Origin of the sequence: Mesorhizobium sp. M0037 (genome assembly GCF_040323635.1) — a bacterium.
Classification (GTDB): domain Bacteria; phylum Pseudomonadota; class Alphaproteobacteria; order Rhizobiales; family Rhizobiaceae; genus Mesorhizobium.
Genome location: NZ_JAMYVB010000002.1, coordinates 59,983 through 85,476, shown reverse-complemented (window position 1 = coordinate 85,476; position 25,494 = coordinate 59,983). Strand labels below are relative to the sequence as shown.

Genomic DNA, 25,494 nt, shown 5'->3' with positions numbered 1-25,494 from the left:
GCCCCCCTCTGTCCTGCCGGACATCTCCCCCACAAGGAGGGAGATTAGCCTTCGCGCCTGTCGGCTCTGAAACGTCGACAATTGGCGAAATCGCCGACGTTAGCCAATCTCCCCCCAAGTGGGGGAGATGTCCGGCAGGACAGAGGGAGGCGCGAAGGAACACGACGTTCAAGGCCTTCATCCGCCTCACGCCATTGCGTGGCGGTGATTGGCCGAATAATGCCCGGTCAGATGATGCTCGAGCTGGCGCTCGATATCGGTGAGGAGGCTCGAGGCGCCGAAGCGGAACAGGTCTGGCTCCAGCCAGGGCCGGCCGAGCTCCTCCTTCATCAGCACCAGCCAGTCGAGCGAGGCCTTGGCGGTAGAGATGCCGCCGGCCGGCTTGAAGCCGATGAGAAAGCCGGTCTCCTCGAAATAGGCTCGGATGGCGCGCACCATGGCAAGGCCGACGGGCAGCGTGGCGTTGACGCTTTCCTTGCCGGTCGAGGTCTTGATGAAATCGGCGCCGGCCATCATCGCCACCATCGAGGCTAGCATGACATTTCGCAGCGTGGCGAGGTCGCCGGTGCCGAGAATGACCTTGAGATGCGCATCGCCGCAGGCTTCGCGCATCGAGACGATCTCGTTGTAGAGCTCCTGCCACTTGGCGCCGAAGACCAGGCCGCGCGGGATGACGACGTCGATCTCGTCCGCGCCGTCGCGCACCGATGCCTCGATCTCCTGCAGGCGGGTCGACAGCGGCGCAAGGCCGTGCGGGAAAGCGGTGGAGACGGCGGCGACATGGATGCCGGTGCCGCGCACGGCATCAACAGCCGTCGCGACGAATGGATGATAGACGCAGACCGCCGCCGGGCGGATTTTTTCGCCCTCGATGCCAAGCCCCTCGACGATGTCGCGGCGGAACGGGTTGATCGCCTTGGCGCACAGGCGGCGCACGCGCTCTTCGGTGTCGTTGGAATTCAGCGTCGTCAAATCCATGCAGGAGACGGCGCGCAGCAGCCATGCCGCCTGGTTGTCGGCCTTGATCGAACGACGCTTGGTCAGGCTGGCGACGCGGCGCTCCAGCGCCGAGCGATTGACCGAGCGCACCGATTCCATGAAGCCGAGATCGAGCCGCATGCCGGTGTTGCGGGCGATGCCATGCGATTGCGGAACGGGCGTGTTGGCTGCGGCACGCGCCGGCAGCGGCGTGACCTTGGACGCGCCGAGATCGGCTTCGCGGATTGTGCTGCTCATCTCCTGCCCTTTCGCTCGACGATTTTACGTCGTGGTGCGTGTCGTTGCTCCCGGACCGCACGGCGGCTTTAGGCGACGCACACCGAAGATAGCCCGTGAAGCATCGCTTCACGAGTCCTTCAAGCGGTCATAGCGGAAAAAGGCGGCGAAAGCAGCTGAATTTTGACCGCATGGTCAAAATTCCAATCGAGAAGCAGGCGCCGAGGCGCCTGCTGATGTCAGCCGACGAAAGCGCGCTCGACGACGAAGGTCGAGGGATGGCTGAGCGAGCCCTCATGGAAGCCGAGGCCTTCGGCCATTTCCTTGACGTCCTTCAGCATATGCATCGAGCCGCAGATCATGATGCGGTCCGTCTCCGGATTGAGCTTCTCGATGCCGAGGTCGGCGTAGAACTTGCCCGAGCCGATCAGCGCCGTGATGCGGCCCATGCGCGCCGATTCTTCGCGGGTCGTCGAATTGTAGAGGGTGACGCGGCCGCCGGTCAGTTCGCCGATCAGGGGATCGTTCTCGAGCGCGGCCACCAGTTCCTGGCCATAGGTCAGTTCGGCATTGTCGCGGCAGGTGTGGGTCAGGATGACCTGATCGAATTTTTCGTAGGTATCGGGGTCGCGCAGAAGGCTGGCGAAGGGCGCAATGCCGGTGCCGGTCGAGATCATGAACAGGCGCTTTGCCGGGGTCAGCGCGTCGACAACCAGCGTGCCGGTCGACTTCTGGCGCATGATGACGGTGTCGCCGACCTGGATCTTCTGCAGTTCGGAGGTCAGCGGACCATCCGGCACCTTGATCGAGAAGAATTCCAGCTCCTCGTCCCAGGCCGGGCTGGCGACCGAATAGGCGCGGTACACCGGCTTTTCGGCATTGGGCAGACCGATCATGACGAACTCGCCGGAGCGGAAGCGCAACGACTGCGGACGGGTGATGCGGAACGAGAACAGGCGGTCGGTGTAATGCTTCACCGAGACGACGGTTTCGGCATAGACATTGGCCGGAATCGGAAACTGCAGCGGACGGGCGCCGGCTGTGTTGAGTGCGGATGTGGTGTTCATCAAATCCAACTCTGTCTTGCCCACGCCTGTGCGGGCGCCAAACCGTTTCCTGCGCGCCCAGACCATTCAGGTCCCGGCGAGCCGTTCACACACTCCAAAGCAGTGAGCTCTTGTGTCCCAAATTTATTAGTATACAAACGATATTTGTGTCAAGATACCACGCTAAAACAGCTTTCCAAACTGCGGCATATTCGTAGTTCCGCCATTTCGGATTTCGACAATGAAAGAGAATTTTTCGGTGCAACAACCGGATTCCCTGGGTCACGTCGTTGCCGGCATCGATGTTGGCGGAACCTTCACCGACCTCATTTTGATCGACGGAAATGACGGCGGAAAGGTGCATATCGCCAAGACGCCGACGACGGTCGACAACCAGGCGTTCGGCGTGGTTTCAGCGCTGGGCGCCACAGGCTTTGCCATAGACGGCATCGACCTCATCGTGCATGGCACGACCACCACCACCAATGCGGTGCTGGAACGCAGGCTGGCGAAAACCGGCATGATCACCACGCGCGGTTTTCGCGACGTGATCGAGCTTGGCCGCCGCACACGGCCGCAGCCCTACGGCATGACCGGAAGCTTCGTTCCGATCATCCCGCGCGATCTCCGGCTCGAAGTGTCGGAGCGCGTCGAGGCGTCGGGCGCGGTGCGCACGCCGCTCGACGAGGCCGAGATGCGCGACGCCGTGAAGACGCTGATCGGGGCCGGCTGCGAGTCCCTGGTCATCCATTTCCTGCATTCCTACGCCAACCCTTCGCATGAGCGGCGCGCGGCCGAAATCGCCGCCGAGCTTTGGCCGAACGGCTACATCACGACTGGCCATGCGCTGCTGTCGGAAGCCCGCGAATTCGAGCGCGGCGTGACCGCCGCGGTCAACGCCTCGGTGCAGCCGATCCTCGAGCGCTATGTCGAGCGGCTGCGCAAGGAATTGGCCGCCAAAGGTTACGCCCGCGACTTCCTGATCATGAACGGCAATGGCGGCATGATCTCGGCCCGTTTCGTCACCAGGGAATCGGCCAAGACCGTGATGTCCGGACCAGCCTCGGGTGTCATCGCCGCCGCCTATACGGGCAAGCGTGCCGGCTTTGAAAACCTCGTCACCTACGACATGGGCGGCACCTCGACCGATGTGGCGCTGATCCGCAATGCGGAGCCCGCCGTCTCGAACGAGATCGAGATCGAATATGCGATGCCGATCCATGTGCCGATGGTGGCGGTGCATACGGTCGGCGCCGGCGGCGGCTCGATCGCGCGCGTTGATGCGGCCGGCCTGATCCAGATCGGCCCGGAAAGTGCCGGCGCCAATCCCGGTCCGATCTGCTACGGCCGCGGCGGCCTGGAGCCGACCATCACCGACGCCAATCTGGTGCTGGGACGGCTGGCGCCGAAAAAACTGCTGGCGGTCGAAAATCCGGTCACCGTCGAGCGGGTCACCGGCATTTTCGAGAACAGAATAGGCAAGGCCACCGGCCTCTCCGGCGTCGAGGCGGCGGGTGCAATCCTGCGGCTCGGCAACATGAAAATGGCCGGCGCCATCCGCATGGTCTCGGTGTCGCGCGGCCATGATCCGCGCGATTTCGCGCTGTTCGCCTTCGGTGGCGCCGGGCCGCTGCATGCCTCCGCCCTGGCGCGCGAACTCGGCCTGCCCCGTGTGCTGGTGCCGGCGCGTCCGGGCATCACCAATGCGCTCGGCTGCGTCGTGGCCGATCTGCGCCATGACTTCGTCAACACCATCAACCAGCCGGTCGCCGTGCTCGATGAAGCCAGGCTTCGCGAGGTGCTGGAACGTCACCGCGGGGAAGGCGAGGAACTGATCGGCAAGGAAGCGGTGAAGCCGGAAACGATCCGCGTCACGCATTCCGCCGACATGCAGTTCGTCGGCCAAACCCACATCATCAACGTGGCGCTGCCGTCTTCATCGGTGACAAGGCAAGAGTTGCAGGCGCTGTTCGAAAAAGCCTATTTCGCCCGCTTCAAGGTCGAGTTGCCGGAGATCCGCGCCAATCTGGTCAACCTCAACACGTCGGTGACGGGCGTGCGGCCGGCGATCGACCTGTCACGGCTGATCGACCCGGCCGGACGTACAAAGACGCTAGACGAGGCGCTGCGCGAAACAAGGCCTGTCTGGTACGCAGGGCGCTGGCACGATACGCCGATATACGCACGCGAAAAGTTGCCGCCCGATGCCGTCATCGAAGGGCCGGCGATCCTCGAACAGATGGACGCCACCACCGTGCTCGAACCCGGCGACCGCGCAAGATCGGACGCCGACGGCAACATCATCATCGATATCGGCGAGGCCTGAGATGCAAAAGCTCGACGCCATCACGCTTTCGGTCCTGCAGGCAGCCTTGCAGCAGGTCTGCGACGAGATGGATCTTACTTTCTCCCGCGCTGCCTTCTCGCCTGTCATCGCCGAAGCAAATGACCGCTCCGACGGCATCTACTCCGCCGTCGACGGCTCGTTGATCGCACAAGGCAGCCAGGGCCTGCCGGTGTTCGTCGGCGTCATGCAGTATTCGACCAGGACTGTGATCGAGATGATCGCCAACGGCCGCTGCCTGCCGCCTGAGCCGGGCGACATCTATATCGTCAACGATCCTTATCTCGGCGGCACACATCTCATGGACGTGCGCTTCGCCATGCCGGCCTACCGCGACGGCAAGATATTTTGCTGGCTATCGAATACCGGCCACTGGCCCGATATCGGTGGCTCGGTGCCGGGCGGCTTCTCCGCCTCCGCCACAGCCGTCGAGCAGGAAGGCCTGCGGCTGCCGCCGGTCAAGCTGTTCAAGAAGGGCGTGCTCGACACCGAAATCTACGCCATCATCTGCTCCAACATCCGCGTCGCCGACCAGCGCATCGGCGATATAAGAGCGCAGGCCGCAGCACTGCTGATCGGTCAGGACCGGCTCAATGGAATCCTCGATCGTTACGGCGACGAAACTGTCGTCGGGGCGATCGCCGAACTGCGTCGCCGCGCCGCCGAGCAGATGCGCGCCAACATCTCCGCCATTCCCGACGGCACATACAGTTCGAAGGCCTTTGTCGACTCGGACGGTGTGGTCAACGAACCGCTGACCATCGCGCTCGCGGTCGAGAAGCAGGGCGACACGCTGACCTTCGATTTTACCGGCTCGTCAAAACCATGCGCGGGGCCGATGAACAGCGTGCTGGCGACGACATTGTCGTCGGTCTATCTCGCCATGCGCCATATTTTCCCTGATGTGCCGATCAGCGCCGGCGCTTTCGAGCCCCTGATCGTCAAGCGGCCGGAAGGCACGTTCCTCGACGCCAAATACCCGCGTCCCGTCTCCGGCTGTGCGGCTGAAGTCTCGCAGCGCATCGCCGAGGCGGTGTTCGCGGCGATGGTGCAGGCGCTGCCGGAAAAGGTAACGGCCGCGCCCGCCGGCTCCAGCGGCAATTTCGCGCTGGGCGGCAACGATCCGGCGCGCGGCCGCGACTATGTGATGTATCAGATCTCCGGCGGCGGCTATGGCGGCAATTCCGGCCATGACGGCCTGACCAATGGCTGCTCGACCATCGGCATTTCCAAATCACCGCCGGTCGAGATCATGGAGCAGGCGTTTCCTGTGCTCTACCGCCACTATGCCTTGCGCGAAGGCTCGGGCGGCGCCGGCAAGCAGCGCGGCGGCTTCGGCCTCGCCTATGAGGTCGAGATCTTGCGAGGCGAAGCGCGCGCGTCCTTCGTCATGGACCATGGCCGTTTCGGCCCGCAATGCGCGCTCGGCGGCAAGGACGGCGCGGTGAACACGGTGACCGTGTTCCGCGACGGCGAGGCACATGTGCCGCCGCATCTATCCAAGGAGCAGGACATCGCGCTCAAGGCCGGCGACCGCGTGCGCGTCGGCACACCGGGCGGTGGCGGCTATGGCGATCCGCGTGAGCGCGACCCGAAACTGGTCGCCGAAGACATCAGGCTTGGTTACTACACCGATGAACAAGCCAAAGAGCTGTTCGGAACCTGACAGCCGACAGGCCCGAGCCGCGTCAGCTCTGCAGCTTGGCCTTCAGCGCATCGGCGAATTTCTGCGCGATCTTCTTGAAGCCGGCGGGATCGGGATGCAGTTCGTTGGCCCAGTCGGCCACCTTCAACGTTCCCTGCGTGTCGACCAGATGGAAATTGTTGTTGGGATCGTCAGCCAGGCGCTTCACCACATCGCGGAACGCCGCCAGCGCGTCGTGAACGATGACCGTGCCCTTGGCGACCGTCCAGTTGCAGAAATCGAGCGACGGTTTCAGCCACGGGCCGACACAGGACGGATGCGCTCCGTTCGGGATCGGAAAATCATAGCAATGGCCAAAGATCGGCACGCCTGGCGCGACGCGGTCGCGCAGCGCGAACAAATCGAGATAGCAGGCCTCGACCATGCCGAGCGCCTTGGTGAAGCGGTTCTTGTTCAGCCCGGGGGCGTGGCCGTCATTGAAGTCGAGGAAGATGCAGAACTGGTCGCCGGCAATGTCGTTGCCACCGGCAGAGAACAGGATGGCATCGGGCTTGCCGTCCAGCCAGTTGGCCTTGTTGCGCAGGGCGGCGATCATGCGCTGCTGCTTGGGCAGCGACATCTCGTCGGTCGCCGCATCGCCATGATGGGCAAGGTTGAGGATGGTCGGCGGCATCGAGCCGATGCGTCGCAGCTGCGCGATCACGTCGGTGTCGACGAACGGAAAGCCGTTACCGGTGAGCGGATAGTCGAACCAGGAATCGCCCTGCGCCAGCATCACCAGCGGCCGGTTGGCGACGGCCGCCTCGAGATTGCCGGCGCTTTCCCTTGCGGTTTCGAGCCGCTCGATGTTGGCTTGGTGAACCCTGATGCGCTTGGCGATGTCGTCGTCGATGCGCCGTTGCGCGGCTTCCTGCACGAATTCCTGCTGGTCCATCCCCAGGTCCCTCCCATGACCGCCTATGTCCGGCTGAGCATGCGCCGATGTCCATGATCGGTCTGTAATTTAGATCACAGTAAGATTCCTGGGGAAGGACGGCTTGCCGCGCCGTGATCGCCGCAGAGCATGTCGTTTCCGTCTCCGTGGAGTCTGCAAAAGACCATAGACTTCTATCCTTGTTTTCGCGCAATTCCGGACGGGAAACCGCCAACACCTTCCCTGGAATTGCTTAGTCAACGGAGATCAGGAACATGCGTCTTTTCGGTCGTTTCGTGCTTGCCGCTTCCGCCGCCCTGCTGCTTGGGACCGGTGCTGCCTCCGCCGAGAAACTCAGGATCGGGACCGAGGGCGCCTATCCGCCCTTCAACTATGCCAATTCGGACGGCACGCTGGGCGGCTTCGACATCGACCTCGGCAAGGCGCTGTGTGCCGAGATGAAGGCCGAGTGCGAATTCTCCGTACAGGATTTCGATGGTTCCATTCCGGCGCTGCAGGCCGGCAAGTTCGACGCCATCATCAACATCACCATCACGCCGGAACGGGCCGAGAAGGTCGAGTTCACCCACAAATATTACCAGACGCCGCCGGCCATCGCCGTGCCGAAGGATTCGACCATCGCCGGCACATCGCCGGACGATCTGAAGGGCAAGGTGCTGGGCGTGCAGAGCGCAACCATCCACCAGAATTTCGCCGAGAAGAATTACTCGGGCTCGACCGTCAAGGCCTATCCGACCGGCGACGACGCCCACACCGACATGGCCAATGGCCGGCTCGACGCGATGATGGACGGCTCGATCATCCTGACCGAATGGCTGAAGAAGCCCGACGGCGCCTGCTGCAAATTGCTCGGCACGCTGACCGCCGATCCGGCCATTCATGGACCCGGCGTCGGCATCGCCCTGCAAAAGGGCAACAAGGAACTGACCGACAAGTTCAATGCCGCCATCGACGCCCTGCGTGCCAACGGCAAGTACAAGGAAATCAACGACAAATACTTCTCGTTCGACGTCTACGGAAGTTAACCCCTTCACCGCTCCTACCTCGGCAGCGCCATCAGGCGCTGCCGTTTTCATGAGATGACGGAGAAGTTTCTTGGTTGAGCGGCGCTCCCCTTTCTACACCAGCATCGTTGGCCTCGGCGCCACGATGGGCCGGGTCGGCGGCGACTTCGTCTCGGCCAAAACTTATTCCGGCATCGCCGACGAGCATCTGAACACGCGCAAGAATGTCGGCGTGCAGGATCTCAGCACCATGGGCAAGATGGACATCAAGGGGGCGGAAGCCGAGGCGCTGGTCAACCACATCATCGTCAACGATGCGGCCGCGATGAGCCCCGGCCAGGTGCGCTATTCCACCGTCTGCCGCGACGATGGCGGCATCATGGACGACCTCACCGTGTTCCGGCTGGCGCCTGAGCATTTCATGCTGGTGACCGGCTCGGTCAACCGGCTGAAGATGCTGCCCTGGCTGCAACATCATGCTGAAGCGCGAAAGGCCTATGTCACCGACATCACGGCGGCCGTCGCCTTTCCGACGATACAGGGGCCGCGTTCACGCGAGCTGCTGAAAGCACTGGTTTCGGATGCCGATCTCGATGAGTTGAAACGCTGGGCGTTCACTTCAGGGCGCGTCGGCGAGACCAAAGTCCTGATCTCACGCACCGGGGTGACCGGCGAGCTCGGCTTCGAACTGTTCGTGCCGGCGGACGAGGCGACTTCCGTCTGGGACGCGCTGGTGCGGACCGGCGGCGATTTCGGCTTGAAGCCATACGGCGTGCTGGCCATGTTCACGCTCGGGCTGGAAAAGGCCTATCCGGCGCATGGCATCGACATGGACGAGAGCCGTACGCCCTTCCATGTCGGGCTCGATCGCTGGATCAAGTTCGACAAGGGCGAGTTCATCGGCCGCGAGGCATTGCTCAAAATTCGCGACAAGGGGCTCGACGAACGCTGGACCGGGCTGATTCTCGACGGTGACAAGCCGGCCGCGACGGATGCCAGGGTTTTCGCCGACGGCGAGGATGCCGGCGTCGTCACCTACAGCGATCACGGCTATTCCTTAGGCAAAGTTCTGGCGACGGCGCATTTGCGGCTGCCGTTCACCGCCATCGGGACCGAACTCAGCATCGACATCGACGGCAAGCCGACCCGCGCGGTGGTGGCGCCGATGCCATTCTTCGATCCTGAAGGCGCTCGGCTGCGGGCCTAAGTCAGGCTAACTTCGCTAGCAGCCGCATAAACGTGGCCGCTTCCTTGGCCGTCAGCGGCGCCAGCGTTTCCTGGGTGATGGCGCGGGCCAACGGGATCAGCCGTTCGATCGCCTCGCGTCCCTCTGGCGTGAGGTTGACCAGCAGGCGCCTTTTGTCGACCTCATGCTTGGTCAGGTCGACCAGGCCACGCGCCTTCAGCCGGTCGATCACGCCCTTGACGGTCGCCGCATCCATGGCGATCAGCGTTCCCAACTGGTTCTGCGAGGTCTCGCCGACATCGTGCAGCTTGGCGAGTGCAGCGAATTGCGGCGGCGTCAGGTCGCTGATCTGGGCGGCAAAGATCGAGACATGGCGCTGATGCGCCTTGCGCAGGATGAAGCCGACCTGCTCCTGCAGGCGGTAATCATGTTCGTCGGGCTCTTCGGCCTCGACCAGTTTCAGCAGATTGTCCCCGCCGCTCATCGCAAGCCATCCCAGACCTTGATGTCGCCTGCAGCCAGGCCGCCCATGCGGTCATGCACGCGCGGGCCGCAGCTCATGGCGAGGCAAAACAGGATTTCGTCGGCACGCGGCCCGTCGCTGAGGCCGACCTCCATGGCGTCGAAATGGCTGCGGACATAGGCGGCGTTGGTATGGCCGAGCGGCACGTCAAGCCGCGAGCCGAAGGCGCCGACCTTGGTTGCCGACGGCACGATCGCCTTGGCGTCGCCCAGCCGCTCGCGCATGGCGTAGCCGCCAGGAACGTGCCACAGCGCGCCGTGCTCCAGCTCCCCCGACGAGCCGACAATGGTGCCCTTGCCGTAGGCGTCGATCTGCTTGATGTCGCCGCCCAATGCGGCAATGAGCTTGTCGGTGAGCAGCAGGCCAAGCGGCTTCAGATCGTCCATGGCGCTCTGCAGTTCTTCGACGTAGCGGCCGGCGAACGGGTTCTTGACCAGCGCCACGGCCGCCGCGCGGCGGCGCGGCACAGCTGCGGCCGGGCCGCCATCATGAAAGATCTCTTCGGTCAGAACCGCAATCTTGCGGATCGGAAACTCAGGCATGGGCAACTTCCTTCCCTGGATTTTTGTTGGGCGCGGCAAGCGCCATGGAACCACTGATGCGCGCTTCCCCACCTAGAAACAGCGCCGATGCGGCAATCAGGCCGCGCCGGCGAAAATCTTCGGCGACGGCAAGGCCATTGTCCAGCGCCCGCTCCACATCGTCACGCGCGAGCATGCCGACGGCTTGTGTCACCAGCCGTGCGCCGAGATCGCTGTCGGGCGCCAGTTCCTGCGCGGCAATGCGCTTGATGGCGGGATTGCCGGGCAGGTCGACGGCGTTGGCAATGAGTGTCGCCGCCGCATCGGCCTCGGCGCCGGTGCGCGCCAGCACAGTGACGGCGTCGGCGATGCCAAGCGAGAACGAACGGCCGCGCCAGCCGCTGGTGGCGACGCCGCGCACGCCGTCCGCCGAGCGAATGGTGAGGCGGTCGGCCATGCCGTTGCCGGTGCCGGCGATCGCCAGGTTCATCGACTGGCCCTTGCCGATATGGAGGGCGCTGTCGCCGCCATTGTTGACATAGGCCCGGTCGAGCTTGCGACCGGCAAGCAATGCCGAGAGCATTTCGTCGGCTACCGATCCCGCGACGGCGGCCATCGGCGTGATGAAGCATTCCGCCAACGGCATGACGGCTGCTTCCATGCGCCGCGCGGTCGGGCCGGCGAAAGTGCGCGGCGCCAGGAAAAATGCCGGCAGCCGCAATTCGGGAAGCTCCTCGACCAACTCGATCAGGATCGTCTGGAAGCGCTCGATCGCCTGATCGTAGGCGGCACGACACTCAGCCGCCTCACCAAAGGCCTCGACGATCAGGTCGATCGGCCCGTGGTTGAGGTGCAGCCGCTTGCCGTCCTGCAGCCAGTGGACTTGCGGGCCTTGCATCAAGAGGCCCCGTTCGAGCCGACGCGGCGCAACTGCGCCAGCGGCGGCCATGGATTGTGGGCCTCGGCGCCTGAGCCGCGGCGCGGGTTGAGATATTCGCCGCCTTTGGCAACGATATCCTCGACGCTGCGTATCTCGGCCTCGTAGCCGCCCAGCCGGACATAGTCGTCGCGGCGTAGCGTGAATTCGATCGGCGCCACCAGCGCCGGCGTCGGCACATAGCCGAAGGCGCCTTCCGGCACGCGCATGACGTCGACCATCAGCGTGATGCCGCCGCCCGGCCAGACATAGACCGGCGCGCCGCCAACGGTAACATAGGTATTCAAGCCCTGCACCGAGCGGGTGAGATTGACCGGGTTTTCGGTGACGCCGGCGCGCAGCGAACCGCCGGCGCCGCCGATGAACAGCACGGTGCAGAGCGCCGGCTCGCAATTGTCCTCGATCAGGCCGACCGATTTCTGCAGCCGCTCGGGGAACGGTTTTTCCACCGGCTTCAACTCGTCGTCGAGCTCGTAATAGGCGAACTGCTCGCCGGTGGTCGACACCATCAGCAGCGACAGGCCGGGGCGGGCGCCCTTCTTGGCGTTCCATTCGCCGAGGATCGACAGCGGGTCGGAAATCGAGGTGCCGCCCCAGCCGAGGCCGGGCTCGGAAACCTTGAAATAGCGGCCCGGCGTCGAACGGCGGCCGATGATCTTGATGCCGGTATCCTGCCAGCCCAGCACCTTGCCGGCCTGATGCTCGGAGACGACGCCGGTGATATGGTCGTCGACCACCACCACCTCGTCGACAAGGCCGCGCCATTGCGTGGCGAACATGCCGATGGTGGCCGAGCCGCAGCCGACCCGCATGCGGTGTTCCTGCTTGCCGTCGATGACAGGTGGTTTGCCGGCTTCGACGGTGATGGTGGCGCCGCCATCGATGGTCAGTTCGACCGGCTTGCGATTGCACAGACTGAGCATCGCGTCGCAGGTTGCGCGCCCCTCGGCCTTGGAGCCGCCGGTCAGATGATGCACGCCGCCGAGCGACAGCATCTGCGAGCCATATTCGCCTGTCGTGACGTGGCCGATCGGCTCGCCTTGCGCGCGCACGATTGCCGTTTCGGGACCGAGATGGCGGTCGGTATCGATCTTCACCTTGACGCCGCAGTACGAAAAAATGCCCTCGGTGACCACGGTGACGAGGTCGACGCCCTCGACCTCCTGGCTGACGATGAAGGGGGCCGGCTTGTAGTCGGGATAGGTGGTGCCGGCGCCGATCGCAGTGACGAAGCGTCGGCCGGTGTTGACCAGTTCGCCGTCCCATTGCTCGCCCTCGGCGGTGAAGGGCACGACCGCGGCGCCGCTCTCTGCCGCATGGTCTAGGATGGTCAGCGGGTCCATACGCACGATGCGGCCACCGACATTGCCGTAGCGGTCGCAGGCGCCGGTGCGGCCATCGGCGATGTAGCACATGACCGGACAGGCATCGCAGCGGATCTTTTCCGCCACCAGCTTTTGGCCGGGATCGTGGGTTTCAAAGCGTTCGGCAAGCTCGCTCATCGGCGCGCCTCCTTGTCGCGGATAGCAGCGCGGATGCGCGCCGGCGTCGCCGGAACTTTGGTGATGAGAACGCCGGTGGCGTGGCGTATGGCGTTGAGGATGGCGGGTGCGGTCGGGATCAGCACATGCTCGCCCAGGCCCTTGGCGCCGAACGGTCCCTCCGGATCGGGAACCTCGATCAGAATGTGCTCGATCTCAGGCACGTCGCCGATGGTCGGGATGAGATAGTCGTGCAAATTCTCGGTGCGGCCGGGGATGTATTCCTCCATCAGCGCCATGCCGATGCCTTGCGCGATGCCGCCCTCGATCTGGCCTTCGACCAGCAGCGGATTGATCGCCTTGCCGACATCGTGCGCGGCGGTGATTTTCAAGAGCTTCACCGTGCCGAGCTTGAGGTCGACCTCGAGTTCGGCGATCTGCGCGCCATAGCCATAGACGGCGTAAGGCTTGCCCAGGCCCTTGGCATCGAGCGGCAGCGTCGGCGGATCGTAGGTCTCCTCGGCGCGAAAGACGAAACTGTCCGCATCGACATCGAGCGCGGCGAGATCGATACGCCGAGTGGCTTCGCCCTCACGAATGACGATCGCCGGGCCGTCCAATTGCAGGGCCGCGTTGTCCGAGACATTGGCAAAGCGCAGGATCTTTTCGCGCAAGGCGCGGCCGGCCTTCTCGGCCGCCTTGCCGGTGACAAAAGTCTGGCGCGAGGCCGATGTTTTGCCGGCGTCGGGGCTGATCGCGGTGTCGGCGCTCTTCAGCTTGAATTTTTCCAGCGGCAGGCCGAGTGCGTCGGCGCAGATCTGGGCAATGACGGTGTTGGAGCCCTGGCCGATATCGACGGCGCCCTGATGCAGGATGACCTCCCCCTCTGGCGAGATACCGACCCGGATGGTCGACGGATTGGGCAGCGAGGTGTTGCCGCAGCCATACCAGCAGGACGCGACGCCAACGCCGCGTTGTTTGCTCGTATTGGCGGTATTGAATTTATCTGCGTCGGCCTTCGCGCGAACCCAATGCGGTCGCAAGGAGTCGAGGCACTCGAATATGCCGACGCCCGACTCCAGTCGCTGTCCGGTAACCGTTTCGGATCCGTTCCGAAGGCAGTTCTTCAGCCGAAAATCGAGCCGGTCCATGCCCAGCTTGCCGGCGAGCTCATCATAGAGCGTCTCCTGCATGATCGTCGCCTGCGGCACGCCGAAGCCACGGAAGGCGCCGGAAATCGGCCCGTGGGTGTGGATGGCGCGGCCTTCGGCGCGGTAGTTCGGCGTCGCATAGGGACCGGAGGCATGCACCGGCACGCGGTTGGCGACGGTCGGGCCCCAGCTGGCATAGGCGCCGGTGTTGAAATCGCCTGTGAAGACCATGCCGGTGACATGGCCCTCGGCATCTACGCCGATGGTCGCCTTCATCTCGGCGGGATGTCGCTTGGTGGTCGACATCATGGATTCGTTGCGGGTGTAGGCCAGTGCTGCCGGCCGGCCGGTCTTCAGCGCCACAAGGCCGATGAGCGGCTGCAGTGAAACGTCCAGTTTCGAGCCGAAGCCGCCGCCGGTCGCGGTCGGCACGATGCGCACCTTGTCGACGGCAAGACCGAGCACCTTCGCCGTTTCGTCGCGATCCATGTAGGGGGCCTGGGTGCAGGCGACGACGACCAGCGTGTCGCCGTCCATGTAGGCATGGCCGGCTTCCGGCTCGATATAGGCGTGCTCGACATAGGAGGTGTCGATGGCACCGGACACTGTGAAGGCAGCCTCGCCAAGCGCCGCCTCGGGGTCGCCGCGCTCGACAAAGCCCTTGGTCAACAAATTGGCCGGGCGGTTCGCGTGGATGAGCGCCGCCCCTTCTGCCTGCGCGTCGCCGGGCTGCAGAAAATGCGGCAGCTCGGTCCAGCGGACCGGGAAATCCTGGAGGTCGAGATCGAGCATGGCCTCGCGCTCGCCGGCGACCAGCGCCACTGCCTCGCCGCGCAGCCGCGCAAAGCCTTCGGCCAGCGCCGGCTGGTCGGCAAACGGACCGATGACGCCGAAACAGTTTTTTCCCGGAATGTCGGCGGCGGTGAAGACGCCGACGATGCCGGGATGCGACTTCACCCAGCCCTCCAGGTCGCCGAAGGCGAAGCCGGCATGATAATGCGGCGAGCGGACCACCAGCACGGCCAGCGCATCGGCGGGAAAGGCATCGGCGCCGAATTTTTCAGCGCCGGTGACTTTTGGCACGCCGTCGAGCCGGACCGGGGAGGCGCCTACAGCATTCCCTGTGGTTGGCATTCTACGTTCAAAGTTGAATTCCAACGAATGACGTTGGCGCTGCCCCTCACCCTTACCCTCTCCCCGTGAAGAACGGGGAGAGGGGAGCGTCGGCGCTGGAGCACTTCCCTTCTCCCCGTCACTATACGGGGTGAAGGTGCCGGCAGGCGGATGAGGGGCAGCGCCGTCGGTCGACGTCTCGAACCGTCCCGCATCCATCACTGCCGCAATGATCTTTCTGTAGCCGGTGCAACGGCACAGGATGCCACCCAGCGCATCCTGCACCTCGGTCTCGGTCGGATTCGGTGTGCCATCCAGCAGCGCCGTTGCCGCGACCAGCAGCGCCGGCGTGCAGATGCCGCATTGCGCGGCGCCATGTGCCAGGAAGGACGCCTGCAGCGCCGAGAGAAGGCCATCGGCGAGGCCTTCGACGGTCGTTACGGACGTCCCGGCTGCGGAGGCCGCCGGCATCAGGCAGGCGCAGACGGCGTCGCCGTCGACCAGCACCGTGCAGGCGCCGCAATCGCCGGCATCGCAGCCGACTTTGGTGCCGGTCAGCTGCAATTCATCGCGCAACACCTGCGACAGCCGGCGCAACGGCGGCACATTGACCGAGACGGCGCCGCCATTGACCGCGAAGACGATGTCTACGCGCTCGGGGCCGAAACCCGGCACGAGATCAGGCAGGGCTTCAATCATCTCGGAGTGGCTCATGCCGCCACCATGCTGTTGTCGTTCGTCAGCCCGCAAGCCCCCAGCACGGCGCGGGCGACAAGCTCGCGCGCTGCGTCGAGCCGGTATTCGGCGCTGCCGCGCACGTCGGCAATCGGCGAGAGCTCGGCCATCGGCGCGGACAGGAGCGCATCGGCGAGTGCCGGGCGGACAGGCTTGCCCACCAGCACGGCTTCGACAGCGGCGAGCCGCTTGGCCACGGCCGAGCAGGACCCGACCGCGACAGCGGCTTCCATGACGATGCCAGCCTCGGCAACGAGGCGCGCCGCCACCATGGCGATGGAGATGACGAGGTAGCGCCGCGCACCGAGCTTGACGAAGGCCGACGTGCCGGCGGCCCTGGGCTTCGGCACCCGGATGGCGGTGACCAGCTCGCCCGGTAGCAGCGCGGTGCGGCGGTTGCCGAGAATGAACTCCTGCAGCGGCAGATGACGCGTCGCGGCTGCAGAGCGCAGCTCGACCTCGGCGTCCAGCACCAGCAGTCCCGGAACGCCATCGGCGGCAGGCGAAGCATTGCAGAGATTGCCGGCGATCGAGGCGACATTCTGGATCTGCAGGGAGCCCACTTCGCGCGCGGCCTGCTTCAGCGCATCGAAAGCCGCCGGCAATGGATGGCGGACAAGGTCGGTCCAGGTGGTGCGGGCGCCCAAAACCCAATGGGTTTCGGTCTCGGCAATGCCGCGCAGCGAGTGCAGGCCGTTAATATCGAGAACATTCTCGCGGAACGGTTTGGCGCCCTGCGCCGGATAGAAATCGGTGCCGCCGGCAAGCACGCGCCAGGCGCCCTCGCCCAGCAGAACGAGCGCCTCGTCGAGCGTGGCGGGTTTCGCGTAACGGATCACGCTTTGCCTTCCAAAAAAATCGGCCTTCCCATTGGGGCCTTCAAAGGTGGGGACTTCCCGAACCCGCCAGTGTCTGATCAGGCCAAATTCATTCGTATGCAAATGATATCAAGCTGGCGGAAATTGTCAAAGCCGGAGTTTAAGGGAACCCGGCCGCCAAGCATTTCTTACGCTTGCAGAGGTTGACGCAGGCGGCCATCCGGTCAAGTTTCAGCATCCGGTCGCATCAGCGGCGTATTTCACTCGATCCCCCGTTCGAGACGTAGAAGAGGAGAGGCGCCATGGCCGACGAAGCGCTTGTTGTCATCGACCTGCAAAACGACTTCTGCCCCGGCGGCGCACTGGCGGTTGCCGGCGGCGACGAGATCGTGCCGCTGGTCAACGATCTGATTCGGCATGCCGAGCATGTCGTGCTGACGCAGGACTGGCACCCGGCCGGACATTCGAGCTTTGCCTCCAGCCATCCGGGGGCGCAGCCCTTCAGCGCAATCGAGATGCCCTATGGGCCGCAGACTCTGTGGCCCGACCATTGCATCCAGGGCAGCCTCGGCTCGGATTTTCACTCGGGGCTCGCCTGGACCAAGGCCGAGTTGGTGATCCGCAAGGGGTTCCGCCCCGATATCGACAGCTACTCCGCCTTCTTCGAGAACGACCACAAGACGCCTACCGGGCTCGCCGGCTACCTCAAGGAGCGCGGCATCGGCACCGTGACCCTGGTTGGCCTGGCGACCGACTTCTGCGTCGCCTTCTCGGCCCTCGACGCGGTCAAGCAAGGCTTCAAGACGACGGTTCGCCTCGACGCCTGCCGCGGCATCGATCTCAACGGTTCGGTCGAGGCGATGCTGAAGCGGATGCGCGATGCCGGGGTGAGGCTCGAAGACCCGATCTCGGAGTGACTGGATCGTGAGGCATCGAGGGGGCTGCGCACAGTTGGGGAAGGCTTTCGCGGCAGGTGTACTCGCTTCCGCTGTGTCTCCGCAAATGGCCTTCGCGGCCGAGGCCCGCGGCCTGCCCGATGCTGCCATGTCGCTGTGGTGGGCGCTGCCTTTCGCCGGCCTGCTGCTGTCGATCGCCACCGGACCGCTGCTGTTCCACCATGTCTGGGAGCATCATTACGGCAAGATCGCCGCCGGCTGGGCAGCGCTGGCGATCATCCCCCTGATGGTTGCATTCGGCGTTCCGGTAGCCGGCGAAGCCGTGCTGCACACGCTGCTCACCGAATACATGTCGTTCATTATCCTGCTGTTCGCGCTCTACACCATTTCGGGCGGCATCCTTGTGGCCGGCAACATCCATGGCACGCCGCTGGTCAATGCCGGGCTGCTGCTCGTCGGGGCAATGCTGGCCTCGGTGATCGGCACCACCGGCGCCTCGATGATCCTGATCCGGCCGATGCTGCGCGCCAACGACAACCGGCAGTTCAACGCCCATGTCGTCATCTTCTTCATCTTCCTGGTGTCCAACATCGGCGGCTCGCTGACGCCCTTGGGCGACCCGCCATTGTTCGTCGGCTTCCTGCGCGGCGTCGACTTCTTCTGGACGCCGGCGAACCTCTGGCGCGAGACGCTGTTTACCGGCGGCCTGGTGCTGCTTGTCTTCCTGGCCATCGACATCATGCTGCATCGCCGTGAAGGCGGCGCGCCGAAGATCAAGGATCCGACGCCGGATACAAAGGTGCGCCTTCGCGGCTTGGCCAATCTGCCGCTGCTGGCTGGCGTCATCGCCGCCATCCTGCTGTCGGCAGCGTGGAAGCCGGGCGTGAGCTTTTCAGTGCTGGGCGTGAGCCTCGAACTGCAGAACCTGGCGCGCGACGCCATTATCCTGGGGCTCGCCGGACTGTCGCTTGTCGTTTCCCTCAAGAGCCATCGCGAGGCGAACGGTTTCACCTGGGGCCCGATCGCGGAGGTGGCAAAACTGTTTGCCGGCATCTTCATCTGCATCGTGCCGGTCATTGCCATCCTTCGCGCCGGCCATGACGGCGCGCTGGCGCCGCTGGTCGCGCTGGTGACGTCACCCACCGGGCAGCCCAATGATCTCGCCTATTTCTGGCTGACCGGCGGGCTGTCGTCCTTCCTCGACAATGCGCCGACCTATCTGGTGTTTTTCGAACTCGCAGGCGGCGACGCGCGGCACCTGATGACGGAGGCGGCCTCGACGCTGGCCGCGATCTCGGCCGGCGCGGTGTTCATGGGCGCCAACACCTATATCGGCAATGCGCCCAACTTCATGGTCTACGCCATCGCCCGACACCGCGGTGTGAAGATGCCGGGCTTCTTCGGCTACATGGCATGGTCAGGGCTGGTGCTGATCCCGATCTTTTTGACCGCCGGGTTCCTGTTTTTCGGCTGATCAGCCGACGCCGACATAGCGCCTGACTGCCGATGGGTCGGCGCGCAATTGCTCGACATCGACGGTCTCGCGGTTGCGGCCGTTCTCGATGAAGCAGACGCGGTCGGCGACGGACAGCACGGCGTCGACGCGCTGTTCGACCAGAATGGTGGAGACACCTAGCTCACGCAGCTTCACCACCGTCTCGCGGATTTTGGCGATCATCGACGGCATCAGCCCCTCCGTCGGCTCGTCTAGCAACAGCACCTGCGGCTCCAGACAAAGCGCGCGGGCCATGGCCAACATCTGCTGTTCGCCACCGGACAAAGTGCCGGAGCGCTGCCGCAGCCGCTGGCGCAGCAACGGGAAGAGGTCGAGCACGCTCTCGCGCGTCGCTCTGCCCTTGCCGCGCGCCATCAGACCGATCTCGATGTTTTCCGCCACCGTCATCTCGGCGAACAGCCGCCTGCCTTGCGGCACATAGGCGACGCCGGCCTTGGGCACCTCATGCGCCGGCAGGCCGGTCAACTCCTTGCCGGCGAGCCGGATCGAACCGGCGCTCGACCGAACCAGCCCCATCATTGCTTTCAGCGCCGTCGTCTTGCCGGCGCCGTTGCGACCGAACAGGCACAGCACCTCGCCCTTGTTGAGCACGAGATCAAGCTCGTAAAGCACCTGAACCTCGCCATAGAAGCAGTCGAGCCTGGAGATGGTCAGCGCTTCAGTCTCGTGGGCCTCAGTCTCGTGGGCCTCAGTCTTGGGGGCTTCGCTCATGCCGCCGTTCCCAGATAGGCTTCCTGCACCTGTGTGTTGGCGCGGACCTGTTCGGGCGTGCCTTCGGCCAGGATCCTGCCGGCGTTGAAGACCGTGATGCGGTCGGCCAGTTGCATGACGACAGGCATGTTGTGCTCGATCAGGAGCACGGTGGCGCTCTTGGCGATCTCGCGCACCAGTTCGATGAAATTGTCGATCTCGCTGTCGGCCAGCCCTTGCGTCGGCTCGTCGAGGATCAAAAGCCGCGGCTTCAGCGCCAGGCCCATTGCCACTTCCAGCAGGCGCTGATGGCCGTAGGAAAGCTGGCCGGCCGGCATATGGGCGCGGCCGGCAAGTCCGGTGCGTTCCAGCGCGGCCATGACGCCGGTGCGCACCGCACCTTTCGAGCGGCCATCGGTCAGCGTGCGCTGCACCGGCAACGCGACATTATCGTAGGCAGAGAGGTTGGCGAAGACGCTGGTGATCTGGAAGGTGTAGGCGATGCCCCGGCGCACCCTGAGATAGGCCGGCTGGCTGGTGATGTCGGCGCCGTCGAAGACGATCATGCCGGATGATGGCTGAATGCGGCCGCTGACCAGGCTGACGAAGGTGGTTTTGCCGGCGCCATTGGGGCCGATGACGGCGCGGATCTCGCCCGGCATCAGCTGAAAATCGACACCGTCGACGGCGCGCAGGCCGCCGAAACTGCGCGCCAGGCCTTTGGTGGTCAGCAACGGCATCATGGCAGCCACCCGAGCCAGCGCTGGCGGATGGTGCCCAGAATGCCTTTGGGGAAAAACAGCACCAGAAGGATGAGCGCAATACCGACGATCAGGAGATAGGCGGAGGTGTAACCGCTGGCGGTGTCGATGACATAGTACATGAACACAGTGCCAAGCAGCGCACCCAGCGTCGTGGCGGCGCCGCCGAGCAGCACCCAGAGCAGCGGCAGGATGGAATACTGCACCGAGGCAAAGCTCGAGCCGACATAGCCGAACAGCAGCGCATAGGCCGCACCCGAGGCGGCGCAGATGGTGCCGGAGACGACGACCGCAATGAGCTTGTTGGAGAAGGTGTCGTAGCCCAGCATTTTCGTGCGCTCCTCGTTCTCGCGCACCGCGACCAGCACGCGGCCATAGCGGGAGCGGACGATGGCGAGGGTGATCAGCAGCACGACCGAGAACAGCGCCAGCGCGCTCATGTAGCGCACGGTCGGGTTGGTTAGGTCGAGCGATGTCGCGCCGAAGGCCAGAACCCGCGCCGGCTGCGGCACGACCAGACCCTGGTCGCCGCCGGTCCAGGCGGCGAAATAGAGGATGACGAGGTAAAACACCTGCGCGAACATCATGGTGACGATCATGAAGGCGACGCCGGTGGTGCGCAGCGCCAGCAGGCCGATCACCAGTGCCAGCAGCGCGCCGCAGGCGATACCGGCGAGGAAAGCCAAAGGCACGCTCCAGCCGAGATGGATGACCGCGAGACCAGCGCCATAGAGCCCGGCGGCGAAGAACATGGCGTGGCCGAGGCTGAGCAGGCCGACATAGCCGAACAGCATGTTGTAGCCCATGGCGAACACCGCCAGCACCATGATGCGGGCTAGCAGGCCATGATGGTAGTCGGGCAGGACGAAGCTCAGCGCAAACAGTAGCGCGATGACGCCGAGATGCAATGCATAGGCTTTTGCCGGCGAAGCTTCGCTCATCGCGACGCCTGCCCGAACAGGCCCTGCGGCCGGAATACCAGCACCATGGCCACCAGCAGCGTGGCGATGATCTTGGCCAAAGTCGGCGAAAAGAACACCGAGATGATGCCGTCGGACAGGCCGATCAGCACGGCGGCGACGACGGTGCCGCGCAGCGAGCCGAGGCCGCCGATGATGACGACGATGAAGGACAACAGCAGCGGGTCCTGTCCCATCAGATAATGCGCCTGACTGATCGGCACGATCAGCACGGCGGCGATGGCCGCCAGCATGGCGCCGAGCCCGAAGACGCCGGCATAGACGCGGTCGACCGGAATGCCGAAGGCCTGCGCCGTCTCGCTGTCATATTGGGTGGCGCGCATGATGAGGCCGATCTTGGTGCGCGTCAGCACCAGCCAGGTGGCGATGAGCAGAAGGGCCGAAGCGGCAATGATCGACAGCTTGTAGCCGGAATAGCCGAACCAGGGCAAAAGGATGCGGTAGCTGAAGGGCGGCTCCACCGGGCGCGCTTCCGGGCCATAGAAGCTCAACGCCAGCTGCTGGATGATGTAGAGCATGCCGATCGTGGCGACGATGGTGGCTTCCGGATTGTAATTGAGCCGGCGCAGCACAAGCCGCTCGGCTACCAGCGCAATGGCGCCGACGATCAGCGGCGCAATCACCAGCGCCGCCAGGAAGCCGAGCGTGGGATGGCCGGGTATCGCCGTCGAGATCGCCCAGGCCAGCACCGCGCCCAGCATGAAGAACTCGCCATGGGCGACGTTGACGACGCGCATGACGCCGAACACCAGCGACAGCCCAAGCGCCGTCAGCGCCAACACGGCAGAGGTGACAAGGCCTTCGAGGGCGGCGAGGAGGAGGTGGGGTCCGAAATGCATTCAGGGCGCCCTTACCCTCCCCTTGTGGGGAGGGTGACCGCGCAGCGGTCGGGTGGGGGTTGGGCACGGGCCGTCGCGACCCCCACCCCGTCTCGCAAGCTTCGCAAAAGTGCGAAGCTTGCGTGCCGACCCTCCCCACAAGGGGGAGGGTAAGGCGCCTCACAGCGCCTGCGTCGTATAATCCCCTTCGGCCTCGTAAAGCCCGTCCTCGATCTTGGTCTTGTGGACGACATTCAGCTTGCCACCTTCGACCTTGGAGATGTTCTGGATGCCAAAACACTGGTGGATCTTGCCGTTGAAGGTCTTCGGCCCCTGCGGATGCTCCGGCCCTTCGGCGAATTCGGTCAGCGCCTCGGTCGCCTCGACCAGCTTGGCGCGGTCTTCCAGGCCCTTGTAGCCGGCGTCTTCCATCGCCTTCTTGACGACATAGAGCGTCTCCCAGCAGCCGAACATGTGGGCGGCGGTGGAGACGTCCTTGGGGTCGCCGACGGCAGCGCCATTTTCGTCGATGCCAACGGCGGCGCGGTAGGCTTTCTGCGCGGCCGAGTCATTGGCCTGCGCATAGCGCGGCGAACCTTCCCAGAAATGGCTGCCGTCCAAAAATTCGAGGCCGGGGCTGTTGATGTCGGTGGCTTCGAGCGAATCGATGAAGCCGAACAGTTGCGGCCGGTTGGAGCCGTAGAACTCGCCGAGTTCCTTGACGAAGGTGAGCACGGCCGGGCCGACCATCACGTGGTAGATGACTTCGGTCTCGGCGGGTATCTGCGGGAAGTATTTCGTGAAAGACGACTCTGTCGGCGGGATGGCGATCTGGGCGATGACCTCGGCGCCTTGCGCCTTCAGCGCCGGCGGCAGGTAGTCGCGATGGTCGTAGCCGAAGGCGAAATCCGGGAAGATCTGCGTCACCTTCTTGCCGGCATTGGCCGCGATCCACGGCGCCATCGACTGGATCTGGCTCTTCACATCGGTGATGCCAGGCTGGAAGACATAGCGGTTGAGCTTGGTCGAAGCGACGTGGTGGCCTTCGCTGACGACGAAATACGGGATCTTGTTTTCGCCGGCGGCCGGCGCCGAGCCGATCACCACATGCGAGAACAGCGTGCCGAAGACGATGTCGGTCTTGTGCTGGGTGGCGAACTTGCCGACCACCTCGGCGCCACGGCCGGGATCGGTGCCGTCATCCTCGATCACCAGTTCGACAGGCCGGCCGTTGATGCCGCCGGCGTCGTTGATCGCCTTGACCGCCGCGGCACTGGTCTTTTCATACCAGCGGCCATAGGCGGCGCCGATGCCGGTGCGGTGCGACTGGAAGCCGATCTTGATTGGCGCTGAACTCTGCGCCTGGCTGTAGCGGACGAAGCCGGGCGCGAGCGTCAACCCGGCGCCGGCGGCGAGACCTTTCAGCGCGGTGCGGCGGCTAAGGGTGGATTTGGAGAGATCGAAAAACCCATTCTTGTCAGTCACGGCAGTTCCCCTGTTTTTGAGTTTTGACTGTCTGTAACGAGGCAAGGCCACTCCCTTGCAGGAGGGGCAGAAATTGCATGTGTACAAACTAAATCACCAAAGCACAGAGCTTGCAAGCGGGCTTTCCGCAAAGGCATGTGGATCAGCTTGTCTCATCCGGCCGTCGGCGTGGCAAGCAACCACAGGCCGAAGATCGTGTAGGCAATCATCAGCATGGTGAGCGGCAACTGGCTGAGGGCGGCGCGCGATGGCACCTGGTGCAGTCGCCAGGCCAGTCCATGGGCAACGAGCACCGCCAGCATGTGCCCGGCGATGATGATGCCGGCCTGCAGGTTCCACAGCCACCAGGCGGAGTCGGCCCCGGCGACGATGCCGGCCTCGATCTGCATGTCGGCGGCGCCGAACAGGTCCCATCCCAGCGCGAACGGGTCGGACAGAGCGGCGATCGCATACTGGCCGTCGACCAGCAGCGCCGTCACATAGTGCGCGACATGATAGGCGAGCGCGATCGGTACGATCGACCAGACCAGCAGCCCGGCGGCCTCGCCGTGGGAATGTCGGCTGCCGGCAAGGCGCTGGCCGAGTATGACGGCCAGCAGGAATGCCGCCGCCAGCAGGACGAAGGTCAGCACGAGGCCGAAGCTGCTAATCCCGATGAGCGCGGTGCGGCCGGGATATTCCAGCGGGTTGATGCCGAACAGGCCGAGCCAGAAGAAGGTTTTCGACAGGCCGTCGAAGGACACCGATGACAGGCTGAGCAGCAGGAAAGCGATGCCGCTTGCCGGCAGGGGTGCCGCGCCGAGCAGTTTTGAGCCCGGCCAGCAGAGAGCGAGCCGCCCGTGTTCATCGCGCTCGACAAGGGCGAAGCGCGCCACCATGGCGAAGAACACCGTCAGGAATTCGCCGCGCCGGCTCCAATCGCGGTAGCCGAAGGCGAGCATGGCGATGAAGGTAAGCAACCAGTAGAGGCCGGCGGCATAGGCCAGCCGCGCCGGGTCGTCGGGCGCCGGGTCGATCAGCTCGAACCAGGCGAAGGCGAAGAACAGGATAACGGCTGGCCAGCAGCCGAGCCATGAAGGCAAACGCGATTCCTGTCCCTCACCGCCACGAAGCTCGGACAGGCGGCTTACGATCCGCCACGGGCCATACCATGGGTTCAGCCATGACCAGAGATCGCCGAACAGGCCTTGCGCGATGGCAAGGCCGACCCAGAGCAGCGTCCAGATGGTTAGCGGCAGCGGATTGGAGAGCGGATCGCGGCTGCCGAACAGGCCGGCGGCGTTGAGCGTTGCGAAGCCGGCAAAGGAGATGAGGCTGATGATTGTGCGAGGGGTGTCGGCGAATGGGAAGAGCGGCAGGCGGCGGCGCCAGAAGCGGTGGAGGGTTGCGGGTGGCAGCAGGGCGAGAACGAGGAAGCTTACCGCGATGGCAAGCGCGCCGCCGGCGATGTAGTAGCCGGTCGGCAGGAGGAGGACGTGACCGCGGTCGGAGGCGTGCGCGAGGGCGGGGGTGGGGAGGAGTGTGAGGGTGGTGGTGATAAGGGTTGGCCGGTGACAGCCGCGCTCTACGACGCCCCCCTCTGTCCTGCCGGACATCTCCCCCTCAAGGGGGGAGATTGGCAGTTGCCCTGCCGGCGCTTCCTTTGCAACGTCGGAGATTAGCGAAGGCGGAGATGACGGGGTAATCTCCCCCCTT

General features: G+C 64.5%; 21 protein-coding genes. 6 read left to right on the top strand and 15 right to left on the bottom strand.

The window, feature by feature from the left end; translation table 11 throughout:
- Positions 1 to 186 precede the first annotated feature (186 nt).
- Positions 187 to 1,236: a deoxyribose-phosphate aldolase gene (gene deoC / locus NKJ78_RS04730; RefSeq protein ID WP_023703681.1), complete on the bottom strand. Its 1,050-nt coding sequence runs from the start codon at positions 1,234 to 1,236 to the stop codon at positions 187 to 189.
- A gap of 218 nt (positions 1,237 to 1,454) precedes the next feature.
- Positions 1,455 to 2,282, bottom strand: coding sequence for a ferredoxin--NADP reductase (locus tag NKJ78_RS04725; protein ID WP_023700427.1), 828 nt, complete (start codon positions 2,280 to 2,282; stop codon positions 1,455 to 1,457).
- A 220-nt stretch (positions 2,283 to 2,502) separates the two neighbouring features.
- Here NKJ78_RS04725 and NKJ78_RS04720 point away from each other — a divergent pair, with 220 nt between their 5' ends.
- On the top strand, positions 2,503 to 4,587 hold the full coding sequence (locus NKJ78_RS04720; protein ID WP_352460357.1) for a hydantoinase/oxoprolinase family protein: 2,085 nt from the start codon (positions 2,503 to 2,505) through the stop codon (positions 4,585 to 4,587).
- Between the two features lies 1 nt (position 4,588).
- Positions 4,589 to 6,271, top strand: coding sequence for a hydantoinase B/oxoprolinase family protein (locus NKJ78_RS04715; RefSeq protein WP_352562381.1), 1,683 nt, complete (start codon positions 4,589 to 4,591; stop codon positions 6,269 to 6,271).
- A gap of 22 nt (positions 6,272 to 6,293) precedes the next feature.
- Here NKJ78_RS04715 and NKJ78_RS04710 read toward each other — a convergent pair whose 3' ends face one another.
- Positions 6,294 to 7,184, bottom strand: coding sequence for an SGNH/GDSL hydrolase family protein (locus NKJ78_RS04710; protein ID WP_023736891.1), 891 nt, complete (start codon positions 7,182 to 7,184; stop codon positions 6,294 to 6,296).
- A gap of 254 nt (positions 7,185 to 7,438) precedes the next feature.
- Between NKJ78_RS04710 and NKJ78_RS04705 the strand changes: the two genes are divergently transcribed.
- Together NKJ78_RS04705 and NKJ78_RS04700 are read left to right on the top strand one after the other, a co-directional pair.
- Complete coding sequence (locus NKJ78_RS04705) at positions 7,439 to 8,209, top strand: ABC transporter substrate-binding protein (protein WP_352460358.1); 771 nt, start codon at positions 7,439 to 7,441, stop codon at positions 8,207 to 8,209.
- Positions 8,210 to 8,279: 70 nt separating this feature from the next.
- On the top strand, positions 8,280 to 9,395 hold the full coding sequence (locus tag NKJ78_RS04700; RefSeq protein ID WP_352460359.1) for an aminomethyl transferase family protein: 1,116 nt from the start codon (positions 8,280 to 8,282) through the stop codon (positions 9,393 to 9,395).
- A 1-nt stretch (position 9,396) separates the two neighbouring features.
- Here the strand turns inward: NKJ78_RS04700 and NKJ78_RS04695 are convergent, their stop codons facing one another.
- From NKJ78_RS04695 to NKJ78_RS04670, 6 genes are read right to left on the bottom strand one after another with little or no spacing between them, the layout of a single operon-like run.
- Positions 9,397 to 9,858 carry a MarR family winged helix-turn-helix transcriptional regulator gene (locus NKJ78_RS04695; protein ID WP_023671294.1) on the bottom strand — a complete coding sequence of 154 codons (462 nt, stop codon included), beginning with the start codon at positions 9,856 to 9,858 and terminating at the stop codon, positions 9,397 to 9,399.
- Entirely contained in the window at positions 9,855 to 10,439 is a 585-nt protein-coding gene (locus NKJ78_RS04690; protein WP_286440592.1) for an amino acid synthesis family protein, read from the bottom strand. The genes NKJ78_RS04695 and NKJ78_RS04690 overlap by 4 nt, the downstream gene beginning before the upstream one ends.
- Positions 10,432 to 11,316, bottom strand: coding sequence for a UPF0280 family protein (locus NKJ78_RS04685; RefSeq protein WP_023714548.1), 885 nt, complete (start codon positions 11,314 to 11,316; stop codon positions 10,432 to 10,434). The genes NKJ78_RS04690 and NKJ78_RS04685 overlap by 8 nt, the downstream gene beginning before the upstream one ends.
- Positions 11,316 to 12,857, bottom strand: a complete 1,542-nt coding sequence (locus NKJ78_RS04680) for a 6-hydroxynicotinate reductase (RefSeq protein ID WP_352460360.1) — start codon at positions 12,855 to 12,857, stop codon at positions 11,316 to 11,318. The genes NKJ78_RS04685 and NKJ78_RS04680 overlap by 1 nt, the downstream gene beginning before the upstream one ends.
- Positions 12,854 to 15,799, bottom strand: a complete 2,946-nt coding sequence (locus tag NKJ78_RS04675; protein WP_352562380.1) for a molybdopterin-dependent oxidoreductase — start codon at positions 15,797 to 15,799, stop codon at positions 12,854 to 12,856. The genes NKJ78_RS04680 and NKJ78_RS04675 overlap by 4 nt, the downstream gene beginning before the upstream one ends.
- An 11-nt stretch (positions 15,800 to 15,810) precedes the next feature.
- Positions 15,811 to 16,674 (bottom strand): FAD binding domain-containing protein, encoded by an 864-nt coding sequence (locus tag NKJ78_RS04670; protein ID WP_352460362.1) that lies wholly within the window; start codon positions 16,672 to 16,674, stop codon positions 15,811 to 15,813.
- 281 nt (positions 16,675 to 16,955) lie between these two features.
- Here NKJ78_RS04670 and pncA point away from each other — a divergent pair, with 281 nt between their 5' ends.
- Together pncA and NKJ78_RS04660 are read left to right on the top strand one after the other, a co-directional pair.
- Complete coding sequence (gene pncA / locus NKJ78_RS04665) at positions 16,956 to 17,570, top strand: bifunctional nicotinamidase/pyrazinamidase (RefSeq protein WP_023714546.1); 615 nt, start codon at positions 16,956 to 16,958, stop codon at positions 17,568 to 17,570.
- A gap of 85 nt (positions 17,571 to 17,655) precedes the next feature.
- On the top strand, positions 17,656 to 19,023 hold the full coding sequence (locus NKJ78_RS04660; protein ID WP_352460363.1) for a sodium:proton antiporter: 1,368 nt from the start codon (positions 17,656 to 17,658) through the stop codon (positions 19,021 to 19,023).
- Here the strand turns inward: NKJ78_RS04660 and NKJ78_RS04655 are convergent, their stop codons facing one another.
- The 6 genes from NKJ78_RS04655 to NKJ78_RS04630 form a co-directional block, all read right to left on the bottom strand.
- Entirely contained in the window at positions 19,024 to 19,776 is a 753-nt protein-coding gene (locus NKJ78_RS04655; protein ID WP_023739691.1) for an ABC transporter ATP-binding protein, read from the bottom strand.
- Positions 19,773 to 20,498, bottom strand: coding sequence for an ABC transporter ATP-binding protein (locus NKJ78_RS04650; RefSeq protein ID WP_023739692.1), 726 nt, complete (start codon positions 20,496 to 20,498; stop codon positions 19,773 to 19,775). The genes NKJ78_RS04655 and NKJ78_RS04650 overlap by 4 nt, the downstream gene beginning before the upstream one ends.
- Positions 20,495 to 21,457 carry a branched-chain amino acid ABC transporter permease gene (locus NKJ78_RS04645; RefSeq protein WP_023689192.1) on the bottom strand — a complete coding sequence of 321 codons (963 nt, stop codon included), beginning with the start codon at positions 21,455 to 21,457 and terminating at the stop codon, positions 20,495 to 20,497. Before NKJ78_RS04645 ends, NKJ78_RS04650 begins: the two co-directional genes overlap by 4 nt.
- Entirely contained in the window at positions 21,454 to 22,335 is an 882-nt protein-coding gene (locus tag NKJ78_RS04640; RefSeq protein ID WP_023671284.1) for a branched-chain amino acid ABC transporter permease, read from the bottom strand. Before NKJ78_RS04640 ends, NKJ78_RS04645 begins: the two co-directional genes overlap by 4 nt.
- Positions 22,336 to 22,494: 159 nt before the next feature.
- Positions 22,495 to 23,799 carry an ABC transporter substrate-binding protein gene (locus NKJ78_RS04635; RefSeq protein WP_023683566.1) on the bottom strand — a complete coding sequence of 435 codons (1,305 nt, stop codon included), beginning with the start codon at positions 23,797 to 23,799 and terminating at the stop codon, positions 22,495 to 22,497.
- Positions 23,800 to 23,951: 152 nt separating this feature from the next.
- Positions 23,952 to 25,394: a hypothetical protein gene (locus NKJ78_RS04630; RefSeq protein ID WP_352460785.1), complete on the bottom strand. Its 1,443-nt coding sequence runs from the start codon at positions 25,392 to 25,394 to the stop codon at positions 23,952 to 23,954.
- Positions 25,395 to 25,494: the final 100 nt, after the last annotated feature.